The 16,749-nt window shown below is 65.6% G+C and carries 14 protein-coding genes; 5 read left to right on the top strand and 9 right to left on the bottom strand.

Annotated features, from left to right (window positions below; genetic code table 11):
* Positions 1 to 30 precede the first annotated feature (30 nt).
* The 3 genes from ACSX1D_RS03120 to ACSX1D_RS03110 all read right to left on the bottom strand — a co-directional run bounded on the left by ACSX1D_RS03120 (position 31) and on the right by ACSX1D_RS03110 (position 4,476).
* Entirely contained in the window at positions 31 to 1,698 is a 1,668-nt protein-coding gene (locus ACSX1D_RS03120) for an ABC transporter substrate-binding protein (RefSeq protein WP_439860936.1), read from the bottom strand.
* A 161-nt stretch (positions 1,699 to 1,859) separates the two neighbouring features.
* Complete coding sequence (locus ACSX1D_RS03115; protein ID WP_439860935.1) at positions 1,860 to 3,389, bottom strand: aldehyde dehydrogenase; 1,530 nt, start codon at positions 3,387 to 3,389, stop codon at positions 1,860 to 1,862.
* A gap of 124 nt (positions 3,390 to 3,513) precedes the next feature.
* The gene (locus ACSX1D_RS03110) at positions 3,514 to 4,476 is read right to left on the bottom strand and encodes an NAD(P)-dependent oxidoreductase (protein WP_439860934.1); all 963 of its coding nucleotides are present in this window, start codon (positions 4,474 to 4,476) and stop codon (positions 3,514 to 3,516) included.
* A gap of 278 nt (positions 4,477 to 4,754) precedes the next feature.
* Here ACSX1D_RS03110 and ACSX1D_RS03105 point away from each other — a divergent pair, with 278 nt between their 5' ends.
* Both ACSX1D_RS03105 and choX read left to right on the top strand, forming a co-directional pair.
* Positions 4,755 to 5,657 carry a LysR substrate-binding domain-containing protein gene (locus tag ACSX1D_RS03105; RefSeq protein WP_439860933.1) on the top strand — a complete coding sequence of 301 codons (903 nt, stop codon included), beginning with the start codon at positions 4,755 to 4,757 and terminating at the stop codon, positions 5,655 to 5,657.
* Positions 5,658 to 5,976: 319 nt separating this feature from the next.
* The gene (choX, locus tag ACSX1D_RS03100) at positions 5,977 to 6,921 is read left to right on the top strand and encodes a choline ABC transporter substrate-binding protein (RefSeq protein ID WP_439860932.1); all 945 of its coding nucleotides are present in this window, start codon (positions 5,977 to 5,979) and stop codon (positions 6,919 to 6,921) included.
* Positions 6,922 to 7,049: 128 nt separating this feature from the next.
* On the opposite strand, the gene ACSX1D_RS03095 is transcribed toward choX, so the two are convergent.
* The 6 genes from ACSX1D_RS03095 to ACSX1D_RS03070 all read right to left on the bottom strand — a co-directional run bounded on the left by ACSX1D_RS03095 (position 7,050) and on the right by ACSX1D_RS03070 (position 14,244).
* Entirely contained in the window at positions 7,050 to 8,219 is a 1,170-nt protein-coding gene (locus tag ACSX1D_RS03095) for an iron-containing alcohol dehydrogenase (protein ID WP_439860931.1), read from the bottom strand.
* A gap of 8 nt (positions 8,220 to 8,227) precedes the next feature.
* Positions 8,228 to 9,616: an aldehyde dehydrogenase family protein gene (locus ACSX1D_RS03090; protein ID WP_439860930.1), complete on the bottom strand. Its 1,389-nt coding sequence runs from the start codon at positions 9,614 to 9,616 to the stop codon at positions 8,228 to 8,230.
* A gap of 54 nt (positions 9,617 to 9,670) precedes the next feature.
* Entirely contained in the window at positions 9,671 to 11,044 is a 1,374-nt protein-coding gene (locus ACSX1D_RS03085; RefSeq protein WP_439860929.1) for a glutamine synthetase family protein, read from the bottom strand.
* Between the two features lie 153 nt (positions 11,045 to 11,197).
* Positions 11,198 to 12,250: a TRAP transporter substrate-binding protein gene (locus ACSX1D_RS03080; RefSeq protein ID WP_208708340.1), complete on the bottom strand. Its 1,053-nt coding sequence runs from the start codon at positions 12,248 to 12,250 to the stop codon at positions 11,198 to 11,200.
* A 161-nt stretch (positions 12,251 to 12,411) separates the two neighbouring features.
* Positions 12,412 to 13,737 carry a TRAP transporter large permease gene (locus tag ACSX1D_RS03075; RefSeq protein WP_439860928.1) on the bottom strand — a complete coding sequence of 442 codons (1,326 nt, stop codon included), beginning with the start codon at positions 13,735 to 13,737 and terminating at the stop codon, positions 12,412 to 12,414.
* Positions 13,738 to 14,244, bottom strand: coding sequence for a TRAP transporter small permease subunit (locus tag ACSX1D_RS03070; protein WP_439860927.1), 507 nt, complete (start codon positions 14,242 to 14,244; stop codon positions 13,738 to 13,740). It abuts the gene before it with no gap.
* A 315-nt stretch (positions 14,245 to 14,559) separates the two neighbouring features.
* Between ACSX1D_RS03070 and ACSX1D_RS03065 the strand changes: the two genes are divergently transcribed.
* The 3 genes from ACSX1D_RS03065 to ACSX1D_RS03055 all read left to right on the top strand — a co-directional run bounded on the left by ACSX1D_RS03065 (position 14,560) and on the right by ACSX1D_RS03055 (position 16,451).
* Positions 14,560 to 14,796 carry a hypothetical protein gene (locus tag ACSX1D_RS03065; RefSeq protein ID WP_439860926.1) on the top strand — a complete coding sequence of 79 codons (237 nt, stop codon included), beginning with the start codon at positions 14,560 to 14,562 and terminating at the stop codon, positions 14,794 to 14,796.
* A 162-nt stretch (positions 14,797 to 14,958) separates the two neighbouring features.
* On the top strand, positions 14,959 to 15,336 hold the full coding sequence (osmE, locus tag ACSX1D_RS03060) for an osmotically-inducible lipoprotein OsmE (protein WP_439860925.1): 378 nt from the start codon (positions 14,959 to 14,961) through the stop codon (positions 15,334 to 15,336).
* Positions 15,337 to 15,539: 203 nt separating this feature from the next.
* Positions 15,540 to 16,451 carry a glycerophosphodiester phosphodiesterase gene (locus tag ACSX1D_RS03055; protein WP_439860924.1) on the top strand — a complete coding sequence of 304 codons (912 nt, stop codon included), beginning with the start codon at positions 15,540 to 15,542 and terminating at the stop codon, positions 16,449 to 16,451.
* Positions 16,452 to 16,749 lie beyond the last annotated feature (298 nt).

Below are 16,749 nucleotides of genomic sequence, written 5' to 3'. Positions count from 1 at the left end.
CCCGAACGAGCGCGACCAAGGGAGAACCGCTCAGGACAGCCAGACCTTGTTGAAGTGATGCTGGATGGAAGGGAGCACCGCCGCGCCCTTGACGCGCTGGTGGGTAGTGTTGAAGTTGGAGCGCCACAGGGTCTGCAGAACGATGGCATCGTCCTGGAGGATCTGCTGGATCTGCGCCATGACCTCGCGCCGCTTGTCGACATCCAGGGTCATGCTGGCCTGATCGAGCAACTTGTCGAACTCGGGGTTTTCGTAACCGGTCTCGTTCCAGGCCGCGCCACTGCGATAAGCCAGGCTCAGCACCTGAATGCCCAGCGGGCGGTGGCTCCACTCGGTGAAACCGAAGGGCGTGGTCTTCCACACGTCCCAGTAGCTGCCGCCGGGCATGATATTGACCTTGAGGCGGATGCCGGCCTCGCGCACCTGGTCGGCAATGGCCAGGCAGACGTTCGACTCCCACGCCGGCTGGGCGACGCAGTCGATCACCAGGTCGATGCCGTTGGGGTAGCCGGCCTCGGCCAGCAGCTGCCTGGCCTTGGCCACGTCGCGCTGCAACTTGGGCAGCGGCGCGTACTCGGGGTGAATCGGCGCGACGTGGTGGTTTTCCGCGGCCTTGCCGAGCCCCTGGTAGCCGATCTTCAGCACCCTTTCGTTGTCCACCGCCAGCGCCAGGGCGCGGCGAATCCGGATATCGGTGAAGGGGGCCTTGGTGATGTTCATCCGCGCCACGCCGGTACTGGCGGTCACGGCCTCGTTGACGATCAGGTTCGGCAGGGTTCTGTGGATCGCCACCTGGTCGGGGTCGGTCAGGGTGTTCATGTCGATCTGGTCCGACGCGAAGGCCGCCAGTTCGGCCGATGAGTCGTCGCCCAGGTCGACGTAGGTGATCTGATCGAGGAAAGGCGGCTCCCCCCAGTAATCGGCATCCGGCCGACGCTTGAGCACCGCACTGACGCCCACCTCCATGTTCGCCAGGCTGAAGGGCCCGGTTCCGACCCGGTGCTTGAGCAGATCGCCGCTGAAGCCACGATGGACGATCAGCGCCGGGTAGTCGGCGATGGCCTCTGGAATGCTGATATCGGGGCGCGCCAGGTTCAGGCGCACGGTGTGGTCGTCGACCCGCTCCACCGCATTGCTGGCGGCGACCCGGGTCATCTTCGGCGAGCCGTCGTCGCTCTTCTCGTCGCTGTCGACTTCGACGGTCAGGGCCACCAGGCGGCTCTGCATGGAGGAGCCGGTCTTGGGGTCCAGCCAGCGATTGAAGTTGAACACCACGTCGTCGGCGTTGAAGCTGTCGCCGTTGGACCACTTCACGTTGCGCCGCAGATACAGGGTCACGGTCAGCAGGTCATCGGACACCTCCCAGCGCTCCGCCAGGTGCGGCCGGGTGATGCCGTCGGCGCCAGTCTGGGTCAGGTTCTCGACGAAGTGCCGGGCGATATTGCCTTTGTCCGGCCAGTCGAAGAGGGCCGGGTCGGTGATTTCCTTGACCCGCATGGCGACGCGCAGATTGCCGCCACGCTTCGGGGTTTCTGCCAGGGCCATGCTGGACATGGTCATCCCCGACATGCCGTAAGCGGCCGCCAGCGAAACACCCAGCAGCACCGACTTGCGCAGGAACTCGCGACGTCCGAGTTTTCCCGCCTGCATATCGGCCTGCAACTGTTCGACATGGGGGTTGATTCTTTCATCACTCATAGCAACCTCATCGTTTGTTTTTTCTAGTTAACGAATTTGCTAACGGACGGAGTACTGACCCGGCGGTCAGCAGCTTTCGGCCAGCCAGCGGATCCCGGCCGCGCACCCACGCGGCACCTGCAAATGGCATCAATAGGTGCTGCGGCGGGGCGAGGCGCCGATCAGCCGAGGTCGAACCAGGCCGACTTGCTCTGGGTGTAGCCGAGCAGGCATTCGAAGGACTTGTCGCGCGTGTTGCCGGACTGCTTGTAGCCGCCGAACGGCTGGGTCATGTCGCCATCGCCGAAGCAGTTGACCCAGACCACCCCGGCCTCCAGGGCCCCGACCATGCGGTGGGCCGTCTTCAGGTCCCGCGTCCAGACGCTGGCGGCCAGCCCGTAGATGGAGTCATTGGCGATGGCGATGGCCTCGGCCTCATCCTCGAACGGAATCACCGCGGCGACCGGACCGAATATCTCGTCGCGGGCGATGCTCATGCCTGGCTCGACGCCCGTGAACAGCGTCGGCGAAACGTAGGCCCCCTGCTCCATGCCACTGGGTTCGCCGCCGCCCATGACCAGCTGCGCGCCCTCCCGCAGGCCCTGCTCGATCTTCGCCAGCACCCCTTGCTGATGCGCGCGGGTGACCACCGGGCCCAGGGTCGTCGCCGGGTTGAGCGGATCCCCGGGCCGATAAGCCTGGCGGCTGCGCTCGACGAATTTCTCGACAAACGCATCATGCAGGTCCCGGTGCACCAGCAACCGCGAGCCGGCGTTGCAGACCTGTCCGGCGTTGTCGAATATCCCGCCATAGGCGCGCTCGACCGCCGCGTCCAGGTCCTCCAGGTCGGGCATGAAGATCTGCGGGCTCTTGCCTCCTGTCTCCAGCGCCACGCGCTTGAGGTTGGATTGGCCGGCATAGATCATGATCTGCTTGCCCACCGCGGTTGACCCGGTGAAGCTGATCTTCGCCACATCCATGTGCAGCGCCAGTGCCCTGCCGGTCACCGGGCCATCACCGTTGACCACATTGAATACCCCGGGCGGCCCGCCGGCCTCGATGAACAGCTGGGCCAGGCGCAGGCAGCTCAGCGGAGCCTGCTGGGCCGGTTTGAGCACCACGCAGTTGCCGGCGGCCAGCGCCGGCGCCACCTTCCAGGTGGCCATCAGCAGCGGATAGTTCCAGGGCGAAATGGCCCCGACGATGCCCAGCGGCTCCCGCTGGATCAGGTGCAAGGCCGCGGCGGCGGTATTGGTGACGGCACCTTCGAGCTTGTCGATGCACTCGGCGTAGAAGCGGATGCTCGACACCACCTCGGGCAGGTCGATGGTCAGGGCATCGGTGATCGGCTTGCCCATGTCCAGGGTTTCCAGCAGCGCCAGTTCCCCGGCGTTCTGCTCGACCAGATCGGCCAGGCGCATCAACACGGCCATGCGGCTGCGCGGCGCCATGTAGCGCCAGTGCCCGCCGTTCCACGCCTGTTTGGCGGAGGCAACGGCCCGGTCTACATCGCTTTCGTCGCCGAAGGCGACCGAGGCCAGCACCTCGCCAGTGGCCGGGTTGAGGCTGTCGAAACGATTGCCCTTCCGGGCCTCGACAAAACGACCGTCGATAAACAGCCCGGTTTCCAGCTGCAGATTGTTCGCCAGGGTGAGCCAGTCCTGCTGGCGCAGTGTCTGCGGTGCTTCGGTCACTAGGGCTTGGGTCGACATGGCGCGATCCTTGGTTGGCGAATGGTGAACGGTTCAAAGCGGCGCGCAGAGCGGCCGCCTGGGCAGACTCGGCGAGCGCACCGTGCACCACCCGCCCTGCGGCGGGGGCACACGGTCGCTGACGTCAGGCGCCGCGGCCCGGCGGCACCACTTCGGCGCCCGGCTCTTCCGGCTCGAAGTCCACCAGCTCCGCCGGGAAGCCCGGCGCCCGCACCTCTACATCGCAGGCCTCTTCCAGGCGCTTGACGATGTTGGTGGACCATTCGCGGGCGCCGTAGCGCGCCTGACCGTCCTTGAAGATGTCCAGCACCAGCGGGGAGATCTCCAGCTGCACGCCCAGTTGCTGGGCCAGGCTGTCGAACAGGCCGACATCCTTGATCACCAGGTCCATGGTGAAGTTGACGTTGCGACTGCCGTTGAGCATCAACTGGGATTCGGTCTCATGGACGAAGGAATTGCCCGAGGAAATGCGGATCGCCTCGTAGGTCGTGCCCAGGTCCAGGCCGGCCTTCTTGCAGACGATCAGGGCCTCTGCCAGCGAGCACAGGTTGGTGGTGGCCAGGTAGTTGGTCATCACCTTGAGCACCGAGGCCGAGCCGATCTCGCCGGTGTGCAGCACACGTCGGCCGAGGGTCGACAACACCGGCAGCACACGCTCGAAGGCGGCGCGCGCACCACCGGCGAAGATCGAGATGTTGCCGGTGGCGGCGCGGTGACAGCCACCGGACACCGGGCAATCCATGGCCAGGGCACCGGTCGACTCGACCAGGGCACCCAGGCGCTTCACTTCGGCGTCGTCGGTGGTGCTCATTTCCAGCCAGATCTTGCCTTCGCTCAGGCCGTGGACCAGGCCGTCCTCACCCTCCATGACCTGGGAGCAGGCGGCCGGAGATGGCAGGCAGGTGATCACCAGGTCGACCTTCTCGGCCAGTTCCTTGGGCGAGTCGGCCCACTTCGCGCCCTTGTCCAGGAAGGATTGCGCCAACTCGCGATCGAGATCCCGAACCGTCAGGTCGTAGCCATTGCGCAGTAAACTTCCAGCAAGTTTTCCACCGACATTACCGAGGCCAATAAACCCTACTTTCATATATCCCTCTTTATTAATTCACAGGTATCAGAAGCATTAATTAACCCCGCCGCATCGCCATATCGGCTACTTGTAAACCGACACTCATTCAAGGCATGCATCAGGAAACTGCTGGAGACTCGGAGCCCAAACTATTACCGAAGTAACGTCGCAACAATTGAGATTTTTTTCTGGACCGGTCAGTATTTTTTACCGGTCGCGCGATCACTCAGGGTATATTCCGTGACCACGCGGTCAACGCGAATCCACAGGTCAGGCCGGGTGAACAAGGGCAGGCAATGAGCAGCATGGATTTCCGCAAACTCCCCCCCCTCAAATCGTTGAAGGGCTTCGAGGCCACGGCAAGGCTGTGCAGCGTCAGACGCGCGGCCGAAGAGCTCAACCTGACCCACCCGGCCATCACCCACCAGATCCAGACCCTGGAGGAAAGCCTCGGGGTTAAGCTGTTTTCCCGCGAAGGCCGCAGCCTGGTCCTGACCCCGGAGGGCGAGCTCTACTACCCCTGCGTGCGCGCTGCCCTGGAGCAGCTGCTGCAGGGCGCCGATGCCATCCGCCGCATCGAGGCGCCGAGCGTCCTGCGCGTGCAGACCTACATCAGCTTCGCCATCTGCTGGCTGGCCCATCGCCTCGCCCACTTTCGCGCACGGCACCCGGAGATCAAGCTGCACCTGGCTACATCCGGCGCCGACTGGGATTTCGACGAAGCCAACGCCGACATCGGCGTGATCTACCGCAGCGCGCCCCTGCCCCCGCACCTGCACTGGGTCAAGCTGTTCGACTCCCGCTACTTTCCGGTCTGCAGCCCCAAGCTGCTGGAGCATCGCTCGGCAGCACCGCAGCCGCAGGACCTGATGCAGTACCCCTTGATCACGGTCAACTCCGAAGACCAGTTCTGGAACTGGCATCAGTGGTTCGAATCGACCGGGCTGACGGTGGAGAAGCCGCCGGCGACCCTGGTGGTCGATACCCTGGTGGTGGCCCTGGAGATGGCCATGGATGGCGAGGGTATCGCGCTGGTCAACGGCCCCCTGGCCGACAACGGCCTGCGCTCGGGTCGCCTGGTCAGGCCGGTTGAGCACTGCGCCGAAGGTCAGGGGCAGTGGGGCATCGTCTGCCGCAAGGAGATTTACCAGGATCAGCGCATTGTCAGCTTCCGCGACTGGCTCCTGGGCGAGTGCTGAGTCCGCCTGGCGCCATCCGCGAGGACTCGCCCAAGCTCCGGGCCCTGCCGGCTGCCACAGTCGGCAGCTATCCACGACGCAGCACCTCGGCCTTGCGAACGTCCAGCCATAAATAAAATGCCTAACCAGACCCGATTTATATTGTTGGTCCGAAGTGCGCATTAGTTCCTACTATCCAACAGCGCGAAAGTTCCAGGACAAATTCAACCACCCATCACAATAACAACTCCGGACACCCAAGCACTTACCTGCCCAACATGGACCCGATATTTCGCAATGCGAATTATCGGCCTCACGCCGAGTAAATTCGAGGAATAATATGAACAGCAAGTTTGCACCGATCCTGTTGAGCACAGTGCTGTGTGTCAGCGCCAATAATCTGATGGCTCAAGAGTCCAGTTCCTGCAAAACCATGCGCATCGCCGATATCGGCTGGGTGGATAACGCCGCCAACAACAGCATTCTCGAACTGCTGGCCGAGGGCTTGGGCTACCAGCCCAAGAAAACCATGGTGTCCCTGCCCATCACCCTGGCCTCCATCCAGAAGAAGCAGATGGACGTGTACCTGGACTACTGGTCGCCCTCCACGGACGAAACCGTGAAGCCGTACCGTGACAAGAAGACCGTCAAGATTTCCGCTGAACCCAACATGCGTGGCGCCAAATACACCCTGGCGGTACCGACCTACCTGTATGAGAAGGGCCTGAAGGACTTCGCCGACATCCCCCGTTTCAAGGAGGAGCTCGCAGGCAAGATCCACGGGATCGAGGCCGGCTCGGGGGGCAACAAGATGCTCAACCAGATCATCGCCGACAACAAATTCGGCCTGGGTGACTTCAAGCTGATCGAGTCCAGCGAGGCGGCGATGCGCACCGCGGTCGCCCGTGCCATCAAAAGGGAGGAGGCCATCGTCTTCCTCGCCTGGTCGCCGCACCCGATGAACCTGCAGTTCGACATGACCTACCTGTCCGGCGGCGACGACTACTTCGGCCCCAACTACGGCGCGGCCGAGGTCTACACCATCACCGCCACCGACTATGACCAGCGCTGCCCGAACGCCGCCAAGCTGGTGGCGAACCTTACCTACACCACGGACATGGAAGCCGCACTGATGGCCCGCATCATGGAGCGTGAGAAGCCGACCACCGTGGCGGCGGACTGGATCAGGAGCAATCCGCAGTGGCTCGACACCTGGCTGGCCGGCGTCAGCACCATCGACGGCAAGGATGGCCTGGTTGCCGTGAAGAACCACCTGGGTCTCTGAATCCTGAGCCTGGTCTCGGGCATTCTGCCGCGAGACCGGGCCCTCTCCGACCGCCGACTCCGGCAACACCTCGACCCGGCATCAGCCACCGTCCGCCGGCCCGCAACAGGGCGCCGGTACCCCGCCACTCATAACGTCCCGCGCAGCGCCTTCTCGAACAGCTGGCTGTATTGCGCCGCGCTGAAGGCGATCGGGTTGGTGCCCGCCGACGGGTCGACCTCGGCCATCTTCCCGACCTGCTCGATGCGGCTGTCGTCGATGCCGATCTCGCCGAGGCTGTGGGGGATGCCCACCTCGCTGCGCAGCTCCAGCACCCAGTCGAGCACGCCATCGAACCCCGGCTTGGCCAGGTTGAGGTAGCGCGCCAGGCGGTACATCTGCGGGCCGATGCGCTCCTGGTTGGCCTGCAGCACATAGGGCATCAGCACCGCGTTGAGCAGGCCGTGGTGGGCGTCGTACAGCGCGCCGAGCGGATGGGCCAGGGCATGCATGGCGCCCAGGCCGCGCTGGAAGGCGGTGGCGCCCATGCTGGAGGCCACCAGCATCTGCAGCCGCGCCTCGACGTCCGCGCCGTGGGCCACGGCCCGCGGCAGGAAGTGCTGGATCAGGCGCATGCCCTCCAGGGCGATGCCCTCGGCCATGGGGTGGAACAGCGGCGAGCAGTAGGCCTCCAGGTTGTGCGACAGGGCGTCCATGCCGGTGGCGGCGGTGACCTTGGCCGGCAGGCCGATGGTCAGTTGCGGGTCGAGGATGACCAGGGCCGGGAGCATGCGCGCGTGGAAGATGATGCGCTTGATCTGCGCCGCCTCATCGGTGATCACCGAGGCGCGGCCGACTTCCGAGCCAGTGCCGGCAGTGGTCGGCACCGCCACCACCGGCGCCATGCCGGCGACGTTGACCCGCAGGTAGTTGTCGCCGACGTCCTCGAAGTCCCACAGCGGGCGATCCTGGCCGACCATCAGGGCGATGGCCTTGCCGGCGTCCAGCGCCGAGCCGCCGCCGAAGGCGACCACGCCGTCATGCCCGCCGGCCTTGAAGGCCGCCACGCCGTCCATCACGTTCTGGCCGGTGGGGTTGCCCTTGATCGCCGAGAACAGCCCGGCCTTGAGGCCGTCGTCGCGGCACTGCAGCAGGGCGTCGTCGATCATCGACAGCGCCGCCAGGCCGGGGTCGGTGACCAGCAGCGGTGCCTGCATGCCCAGCTCACGACAGGCCGCCGGCAACTCGGTGATGCGCCCGGCGCCGACGCGCACCGCGGTGGGGTAGTTCCAGTTCATCCGGTATTGCTTCAGGTCCATGGGGCGCCTCACAGCTGAGTCTTGAAGTGGAAGGATTTCGGCCGGGTCAGCTGCTCGTAGCCGATGCTCGACAGGGTGCAGCCGCGGCCGGAATGCTTGACCCCGGTCCAGGCCAGCGCCGGGTCGAGGTAGTCGCAGCGGTTGAGGAACACGGTGCCGGCCTCGACCCGCTCGGCCAGGGCCTGGGCGGCCTCGACGTCGCGGCTGAAGATGGCGGCGGTGAGGCCGAACTCGCTGTCGTTCATCAGCGCCAGCGCCTCGTCATCGCCGCTGACCTTCTGGATGCCGACCACCGGACCGAAGGACTCCTCGGTCATCACCCGCATGCCGTGGTGCACGCCGGTGAGCACCTGGGGCGCCAGGTAGGGCGTGCCGCGCAAGTCCTGGGGAAAGTCGGCCGGGTCGATATGGGCGGTCGCGCCCTGGGCCACCGCCTCGTCGATCTGGCCACGGACGAAGTCGGCGGCCTCGGCACGCACCAGCGGGCCGAGAGTGGTCTCGGGGTCGTCGGAGCGGCCCAGCTTGTACTGGCGCACCAGCGCCACCGCCTGCTCGACGAAGGCGTCGTACAGCGACTCATGCACGTAGATGCGCTCGATGCCGCAACACGACTGCCCGGAGTTGAAGAAGGCGCCGTCGATGCTGGTCTCCACCGCGTGGGCCAGGTCGGCATCGGCGCGCACGTAGGCCGGGTCCTTGCCGCCCAGCTCCAGTCCGGTGCCGATGAAGCGCCCGGCGGCCGCCTGCTCGACCATGGCGCCGCCCGGCACCGAGCCGGTGAAGGCCACGTAGCGCACCGCCGGCGCCTTGATCAGCTGCTCGGTATCGGCGTGACTGAGGTGCAGGTACTGGAACACCCCGTCCGGCAGCCCGGCCTCGGCAAAGGCCGCGACCATGCGCTCGGCGCACAGCGGGGTCTGCGCCGAGTGTTTGAGCAGCACCGCGTTGCCGGCCAGCAGCGCCGGCATCACCGCGTTCACCGCGGTCAGGTAGGGGTAGTTCCACGGCGCGATGACCAGCGCCACGCCCAGCGGCTCGCGACGGATGAAGCGGGTGAAGCCGGGCTTGTCCGGTAGGCGGATGTCGGCCAGGGCGCTCTCGGCGATGTCCGCCATATGGCTGGCGCGCTCGACGAAACCGCGGATCTCCCCGGCGGTGTAGCGAATCGGCCGGCCCATCATCCAGCACAGCTCCTCGGCCAGCTGGTTTTCCTTGGCGGCGAAGGCGGCGATGGCCTTGCGGCCGATGGCGACCCGCTCGCTCAGGGGGGTGTCTTTCCACACCCGCTGGGCCTGCTCGGCCTTGGCCAGGGCCACGGCGATCTGCTCGGGCGAGGCCAGTTCACGCTCGACGTACAGCGAGCCGTCGATCGGTGATATGCACTGCAACTTGCTCATTGCGACACTCCAGAACGGGACAGGGGCGCGGCGACAGCGCGCCGCCCCCGGCAATCAGATGATTTCGAAGTAGCGATCGAGCTCCCAATCGCTGACATGCCGACGGTATTCACGTTCCTCCCATTCGCGGCTGGCGGCGAAATGCTCGACGAACGGGTCGCCGAACAGCTCGCGCGCGGCGGTGGAGACGCGCAGGCGCTGCGCCGCGTCCCACAGGGTGCGCGGCAGCGCCAGCTCCGGCGGATGCTTCTGCGCGTAGGCGTTGCCGGACACCGGCTCGGTCGGCTGCCACTGCTGCATCACCCCGTAGAGCCCCGAGCCGATGGCCACCGACAGCGCCAGGAAGGGATTGCCGTCCGCCGCGCCCAGGCGATATTCCTGGCGTTGCGACTTGTCGCTGCCGGGGATCACGCGCAACGCCGCCGTGCGGTTTTCCACGCCCCAGGTGGCATCGGTCGGCGCCCAGAAACCGGGGATCAGGCGCCGGTAGCTGTTCAGCGTCGGCGCCACCATGGACAGGAACTCCGGCATCAGGCGCTGCTGGCCGGCGAGGAAGTGACGCTGCAGTGCGCTCATGTTGTGCGGCTGGCTGGGGTCGTGGAACGCCGACTTGCCGCTGCTGCGGTCGCGCAGGGAGACGTGGATATGCCCGCTCTGCCCCGGGTACTTGCCCGACCACTTGGCCATGAAGGTGGCCATCAGGCCGTTGCGCTGGGCCAGCACCTTCATGAAGGTCTTGAACAGCGCGCCCTTGTCCGCCGCGGCCTCGGCATGGTCATAGGCGATGGCCGCCTCGAGCACGCCGGGGCCGGTCTCGGTGTGCAGGCCTTCGATGGGGAAGTCCATCTGCTCGGCCAGTTCGAGGATCTCGTGGTACAGCTCGGCATGCACCGAGTTGCGGATGGTCGAGTAGCCGAACCAGTCCGGGGTGAACGGCTTGAGGTTGCGAAAGCCCTTCTCCCGCGCCGACTCCGGGGTCTCGTCGAACATGAAGAACTCGTACTCCAGCGCCGCGAAGGGATCGAAGCCCATCTCCTGGCAGCGCTTGATCACCCGGCGCAGGGTGCCGCGCGGACAGACCGCCTCGGCCTGCTGGTCGAACTCGCAGATGAACAGCAGCATGCCGTTCTCGAAGGGAATGTCCCGGCAGGTGTGCGGCAGCACCCGCACCGGGGCGTCCGGGTAGCCGGTGTGCCAGCCGGTGTAGCTGGCGTTGTCGTACAGCTGGTCCTTGACGTCCCAGCCCAGGACCACGTCGCAGAAGGCGAAACCCGAGTCCAGCGCCGAGAAAAACTTGCTGCGGCTCAGGTACTTGCCGCGCATCACCCCATCGTTATCGAACACCCCGACCTTGATATGGCTGAGCCCGCGCTCCTCGACGATGCGCTTGGCGTCCTCAATGGTCTTCACTTCTCGCGGTTTGAGCATACTCGCCCCCTGTCTGTTGTTATGGCCGACGTCCCCTGTCGGCGGTTCTGCTTCGCTGCCAGCGGCCGGGCGCAAAACGCACGGCGCCCGTGCCGGCGCAGACGCAACCGGGCACGGGCACCGGCCTGCGCCCGGCAGCGCAGGCAGTCAGTGTCAGTAACGGTAGGGTGGCCCAGCCTTGGCCATCAGGGCGTTGTACTTCTTGAAGATCTCCACCACCTTGGCGCTGCGCGGGCTGGTCTTGGCGATCTCGTCCCAGAACTTGTGCGCCTCCTCCTCGACGGTCTTCCACTCGGCATCGGGAATGGTGGTCAGCTGCAGCTTGCCGCCCTCCACCCGCAGCTGCGCCTCGCCGCCCCAGTACCAGTGCTGGCGGTAGTAGTGGGAGCTGTCCATGCACAGCTTGAACAGAGTCTTGAGGTGCTCGGGCACCTCGGCCCACTTCTCCGAGTTGGCGAAATAGGAGCCGATCCAGGCGCCGGAGATGTTGTTGGTGAGGAAGTACTTGGTAACGTCGGCCCAGCCGACGGTGTAATCCTCGGTGATGCCCGACCAGGTGATGCCGTCCAGCTCGCCGGTCTGCACCGCCACCTCGACATCCTCCCAGGGCAACGTCACCGGGATCACGCCGAAGCGCGAGAGGAACTTGCCGGCGGTGGGGAAGGTGAAGATGCGCTTGCCCTTGAGGTCGGCCAGGCTGCGGATCGGTTCGACCGTGGCGAAATGGCAGGGGTCCCAGGCGCCGGCGCCGAGCCAGGTGACGCCCTCGACCTCGCCGTAGGCCTCCTCCCAGATCTGCCGCAGGCCGTACTTCTCGAACAGCACCGGCACGTCCAGGCTGTAGCGGGTGGCGAAGGGGAAATAGCCACCGAACACCGAGACGTCCACCGGCGCGGCGATCGAGTCGTCGTCGCTCTGCACCGCGTCGATGGTGCCGCGCTGCATGGCGCGGAACAGCTCGCCGGTGGGCACCAGCTGGTCGGCGTAGTACAGCTGGATTTCCATCTGCCCGTTGGCCGCCAGGTTGAAGGCGTCGATGGACGGCTTGATCACATGCTCGGCCAGGGCCGGACCGGCGTAGGTCTGCAGGCGCCAGGTGATCTTCTTCGGCTCGGCGGCGTAGATGTGCGCCGAGCCCAGGGCCGAAGCGCCCACCGCGCCGGTGGTGACCGCGGCGGTCTTGAGGAACTTGCGTCTCGTACTCATGCTGTTATCTCCAATAGTGTCGATCCAGATGTCATACAACCGCATAGCACCACTGCGACCCGGCAAGGTCGGTGCAGCGTGTTCAGGTAGGCTCAATCCCCCTCATGACGCCTGCGCCGGCCCTCTGTCGAGGTCGACCGGCCGCTCCTGAATTACATGGTTCATCGCGCGTAGTGCCACTGCGGCAGCCACAGGGCGATCTGTGGAAAGACCATCACCAGCACCAGGGCCAGGACCATGATCAGCACGAAGGGCGTGACCGAGACATAGATGTCGCGCAGGGTCACCTCCGGCGGCGCCATGGCGCGCATGAGGAACAGGTTGTAGCCGAAGGGCGGGGTCATGTAGGCGATCTGGCAGGTGATGGTGTAGAGCACGCCGTACCAGATCAGGTCGAAGCCCAGGGCGCCGACCAGGGGCACGTAGAGCGGCGCGACGATCACCAGCATGGCGGTGTCGTCGAGGAACATGCCCATCAGGATGAACGACAGCTGCATCATGATGAGGATCTCCCAGGGCCCCAGGTTCAGGCGGTCGACGAAGAAGGCCTCGATGGCATTGACCGCGCCGAGGCCGTCGAACACCGCGCCGAAGCACAGGGCGGCGAGGATGATCCACATGAACATGCAGCTGATGCCGAGGGTCTTGCGCAGGGTTTCCTCCATCACCTTGGCGTTCAGCCGGCCCTTGACCAGGGCCGTGAAGGTGGCGGCCGCGGCGCCCACCGCCGAGCTCTCCACCAGGCTGGTGACGCCCATCAGGAACAGCCCGGTCATGCAGAAGAAGATGAACAGCGGGGCGATGCCGGCCTTGAGCAGGCGCAGCTTCTCGCCCCAGCCGATCCGCTCGCGCTCCTCCTCGGCCAGGGCCGGCCCCAGGTTGGGCTGCAGGCGACAGCGGATGACGATATAGAGGATGAACAGCCCGGCCATCATCAGCCCCGGAAAGACCCCCGCCAGCCACAGCTGGCCGACCGGCTGACGGGCGATCATGCCGTACAGCACCAGCACCACGCTGGGCGGAATCAGGATGCCCAGGGAGCTGCCGGCCTGGATCACCCCGGTGACCATGATCTTGTCGTAGCCGCGGCGCAGCAGTTCCGGCAGGGCGATGCTGGCGCCGATGGCCATGCCGGCGACGCTCAACCCGTTCATCGCCGAGATCGCCACCATCAGGCCGATGGTGCCGACCGCCAGGCCGCCGTGCAGCGGCCCCATCCACACGTGGAACATGCGGTAGAGGTCTTCGGCCAGGCCGGACTCGGAGAGCATGTAGCCCATGTAGACGAACATCGGCAGGGTCAGCAGCGGGTACCACTTCATCAGCTTCATGGCGGCGCTGAAGGCGATTTCCGAGCCACCGTCGCCCCACAGCAGCAGGGCGGCGCTGACCGCGACGAAGCCTATGGCGCCGAACACCCGCTTGCCGGTGAGCAACAGCAACATCATCGAGGAGAACATCAACAGGGCGATGAGCTCGTAACTCATTTACAGCGTCTCCCCACGCGCCGCGGCGACATCTTTGAAGAAGGTGGCGATGCTCTGCAGCAGCATCAGCGCCACCCCGAGGGTCATGATGATCTTGATCGGCGCCATGGGCGGCGACCAGGCCGAGTAGCTGGTCTCGCCGTACTGCAGGGCGTACTGGGTCGAGGAGATGCCGCCGTAGAGCAGGAACACCAGGTAGAAGATCAGGAAGCCGACGGTGAGTGCGTCCATGACCGCGCTGGTGCGTGGCGACCAGCGACTGTAGAACAGGTCCATGCGCACATGGGCATCCAGTTGCATGGAATAGCCGCCGCCGAGGAGGAAGTAGGCGACCATCAGGAATTGCGCGGTTTCCAGGGTCCAGATCGCCGGATCGGCGAAGGTCTTGCTGACTGAGGAGTAGAGCAGCACCGCGAGCATGGCGAATATCAGGTACATGGCAAACCGGCCTATGACCCGGTTCATCGCATCCACCCCGCGCACGAATACCCGAATGGCCCTTGGCATGCAGTTCTCTACGAAATAGTTGTTATCCCGTCAGACTAGCCGAAGATTTCACATTGCCAACTTGCCCGGGTCGCGCGCCTGCGGGGCGCTCTGTGGCCGCCGAGCGGGGGCGGCTGCACGGTCGACCTCGCCTGCCAAGGCGCCAGACAACGTCGATAAAAACCAAACAAGATCGGCGAACAGCACCGATAAGATCGAAAAATAGGAGCATCACCAACATCGATTGACACTATCGAAGTGCTCAACTTCTGTCGGCGCCGACAAGCCCCTAGCATGGCCCTCCGTAACCCTTGTTCTCCAAACGGAGGAGCCATCATGAACTACCCATCGATCCTTGGCCTGGCCCTCGGCCTGTTCGCCGCCAACGCCTTGGCCCTACCGAATCAGATCCCCCAGCCGTTGCTCGGCGAGCTGACGGACAGCCAGCAAGAGGTGCGCCCTCACGAGCGCCACCTCGCCGAAGATGGCGCCGAACGCACCCCCGGACAGCTGCGTCTGCGCCTGGCCGAAGGCGGCGCCGAGCGCCTGCTGGAGCAGCACGGCCAGGGCTGAACGCAGGACGGCGTCCGGCAGTAATACCGTAGTAATCGGCGCAATCGCCCGATCAACTAAGATAAATCCAGAGGTGCCATCACCACGCGCGCAGTCACTGACCAGCGGCAAAACAGCGGGGCACTCCGGCGCCCCGCTACAGGCTTCCTCACGGAGGTATCCATGAACAAGCACACGCTGGGCGCCGGCCTGCTCCTGTGCACACTGGCTGGCTGCGCCGGTTCGCAAGGCAGTCCCACCGCCTACCTGAGCTATCGCGACGAACCACTGGTGGCCAAGGTCGAACTCGACATGAACAAGCAGCAGGTCCTCGAGATCGGCGGCCCGCCATCCGGCGAGATGCCGCGCAGCGTCAGCCCGGGCAGCTGTCTCGACTACATCCTCACCCGTGACGGCCAACCCCAGGCCTACCACGTCAGCCTCGACTCGGCCGGGCGGGTCGACGGCAAGGGCTTCGCCACCTGCGAACAGATGGAAAGCAACGCCCGCGCCCGGGCTCGCGCGCCCTACGGGATCGGTGGCGGAGGCGGCGGCTACTGAGCGGCGGCTTCAGGCGGCTCGGCCGAGCGCGAAGGGTACAGCTGGCGGAACGGGTCATACCGGGCGCGCCAGGCCACCACGCTGGCGCCTGGACGGCCAATGCCCGGACTGTGTCGATGGTCGCAATCGAGGCCTCGCCGAGCAGCGCCAGCTTTGCCATAGTCGCAGGCCTGCTGCCACCATCGACTGCACCGGAAGGGTCCATGCCGCGCCTCGCCCGCTTTCTCCTCGCCCCCTTGCTGCTGACCGCCATCGCCCTGCTGGCGCTGGCCCAGACCAGTCGCCCGGCTTCGCCGCCGGCGGTGCTGGCCGCCCTCGGTGAGCGTCCGCTGGTGATCGCCCACCGCGGCGGCATGGGCCTGTGGCCGGAGAACAGCCTGTTCGCCTTCGAGCGTGCCCGCGCCCTGGGTGTGGATATGCTGGAGATGGACCTGCACCTGTCCAGCGACGGCGAACCGGTGGTGATCCACGACAGCAGCCTGGAACGCACCACCGACGGCCAGGGACCGGTGGCGGCGCGAAGCCTGGAACAGCTGCAGGCCCTGGATGCCGGCTACCACTGGAGCGCCGACGGCGGCCAGAGCTTCCCCTACCGCGGCCAGGGCATCCGCATCCCGAGCCTCGCCGAGGTGCTCGAGCGCCTGCCGGATATGCCCAAGGTGATCGAGATCAAGGCACCGGACGTTGGCCTCGAGGCGCGCCTGTGTCGGCTGCTGGAGGCCAGCGGTCAGCGCGAGCGGGTGCTGGTCGGCAGTTTCCACGAGCGCAGCCTGCAGCTGTTCCGCGAGCAGTGCCCGGGCGTCGCCACTTCCGCCGGCCCCGGCTCGGTACGACTGCTGGTGACGCTCGACTGGCTGGGCCTGGGCGGCCTGCTGTCACCCTCCTACCAGGCTCTACAGATCCCCGAGCGACACAGCGGCGTGCCGATCGCCAGTGCCAGCCTGCTGCGAACCGCCCGCGACCGCGGCCTCGACGTGCTGCTATGGACCATCAACGAGCAGCCGGCGATGCGCCGGCTGCTCGACCTCGGCGCCCGGGGGCTGATCACCGACCACCCGGAACGCGCCATGCAGCTGCTCGGCCGCTCAACCCGGATCAGTGCAGTGGACGACTAGGCGCGCCAACCGCTCAAAAAAAAACCAGCGCCGGCCACGCCTAGAGCCGTCGCGGCTGGCGCCAATCACCCGCAGCTTATCCACAGCTCGTTCCACAGGCAGACTGGATAACTCTCACACCTATTTTCCAACTTGCTGATAAATCTAGACTTTTTGCTTGACTGCAGTACAGCGAAAGGCCCCTCCCACACCCACCCGACGACTGATCAGAAAACACACAATGCCCGCCGGACCATACGCTGCCTGGCCTGGCGCCACTTACCCGACAGTTATCAACAGGCCTACCCACAACAGTGGT

It is taken from the genome of Pseudomonas sp. MBLB4136 (assembly GCF_051904765.1).
GTDB lineage: Bacteria > Pseudomonadota > Gammaproteobacteria > Pseudomonadales > Pseudomonadaceae > Aquipseudomonas.
Note: the sequence above shows the minus strand (reverse complement) of the source record. Positions and strands in the feature narration are given on the sequence as shown.

Coding starts and splice junctions, on each gene's coding strand:
- ACSX1D_RS03120 (WP_439860936.1), bottom strand. CDS start 1,698: ATGAGTGATGAAAGAATCAACCCCCATGTCGAACAGTTGCAGGCCGAT.
- ACSX1D_RS03115 (WP_439860935.1), bottom strand. CDS start 3,389: ATGTCGACCCAAGCCCTAGTGACCGAAGCACCGCAGACACTGCGCCAG.
- ACSX1D_RS03110 (WP_439860934.1), bottom strand. CDS start 4,476: ATGAAAGTAGGGTTTATTGGCCTCGGTAATGTCGGTGGAAAACTTGCT.
- ACSX1D_RS03105 (WP_439860933.1), top strand. CDS start 4,755: ATGAGCAGCATGGATTTCCGCAAACTCCCCCCCCTCAAATCGTTGAAG.
- choX (WP_439860932.1), top strand. CDS start 5,977: ATGAACAGCAAGTTTGCACCGATCCTGTTGAGCACAGTGCTGTGTGTC.
- ACSX1D_RS03095 (WP_439860931.1), bottom strand. CDS start 8,219: ATGGACCTGAAGCAATACCGGATGAACTGGAACTACCCCACCGCGGTG.
- ACSX1D_RS03090 (WP_439860930.1), bottom strand. CDS start 9,616: ATGAGCAAGTTGCAGTGCATATCACCGATCGACGGCTCGCTGTACGTC.
- ACSX1D_RS03085 (WP_439860929.1), bottom strand. CDS start 11,044: ATGCTCAAACCGCGAGAAGTGAAGACCATTGAGGACGCCAAGCGCATC.
- ACSX1D_RS03080 (WP_208708340.1), bottom strand. CDS start 12,250: ATGAGTACGAGACGCAAGTTCCTCAAGACCGCCGCGGTCACCACCGGC.
- ACSX1D_RS03075 (WP_439860928.1), bottom strand. CDS start 13,737: ATGAGTTACGAGCTCATCGCCCTGTTGATGTTCTCCTCGATGATGTTG.
- ACSX1D_RS03070 (WP_439860927.1), bottom strand. CDS start 14,244: ATGCCAAGGGCCATTCGGGTATTCGTGCGCGGGGTGGATGCGATGAAC.
- ACSX1D_RS03065 (WP_439860926.1), top strand. CDS start 14,560: ATGAACTACCCATCGATCCTTGGCCTGGCCCTCGGCCTGTTCGCCGCC.
- osmE (WP_439860925.1), top strand. CDS start 14,959: ATGAACAAGCACACGCTGGGCGCCGGCCTGCTCCTGTGCACACTGGCT.
- ACSX1D_RS03055 (WP_439860924.1), top strand. CDS start 15,540: ATGCCGCGCCTCGCCCGCTTTCTCCTCGCCCCCTTGCTGCTGACCGCC.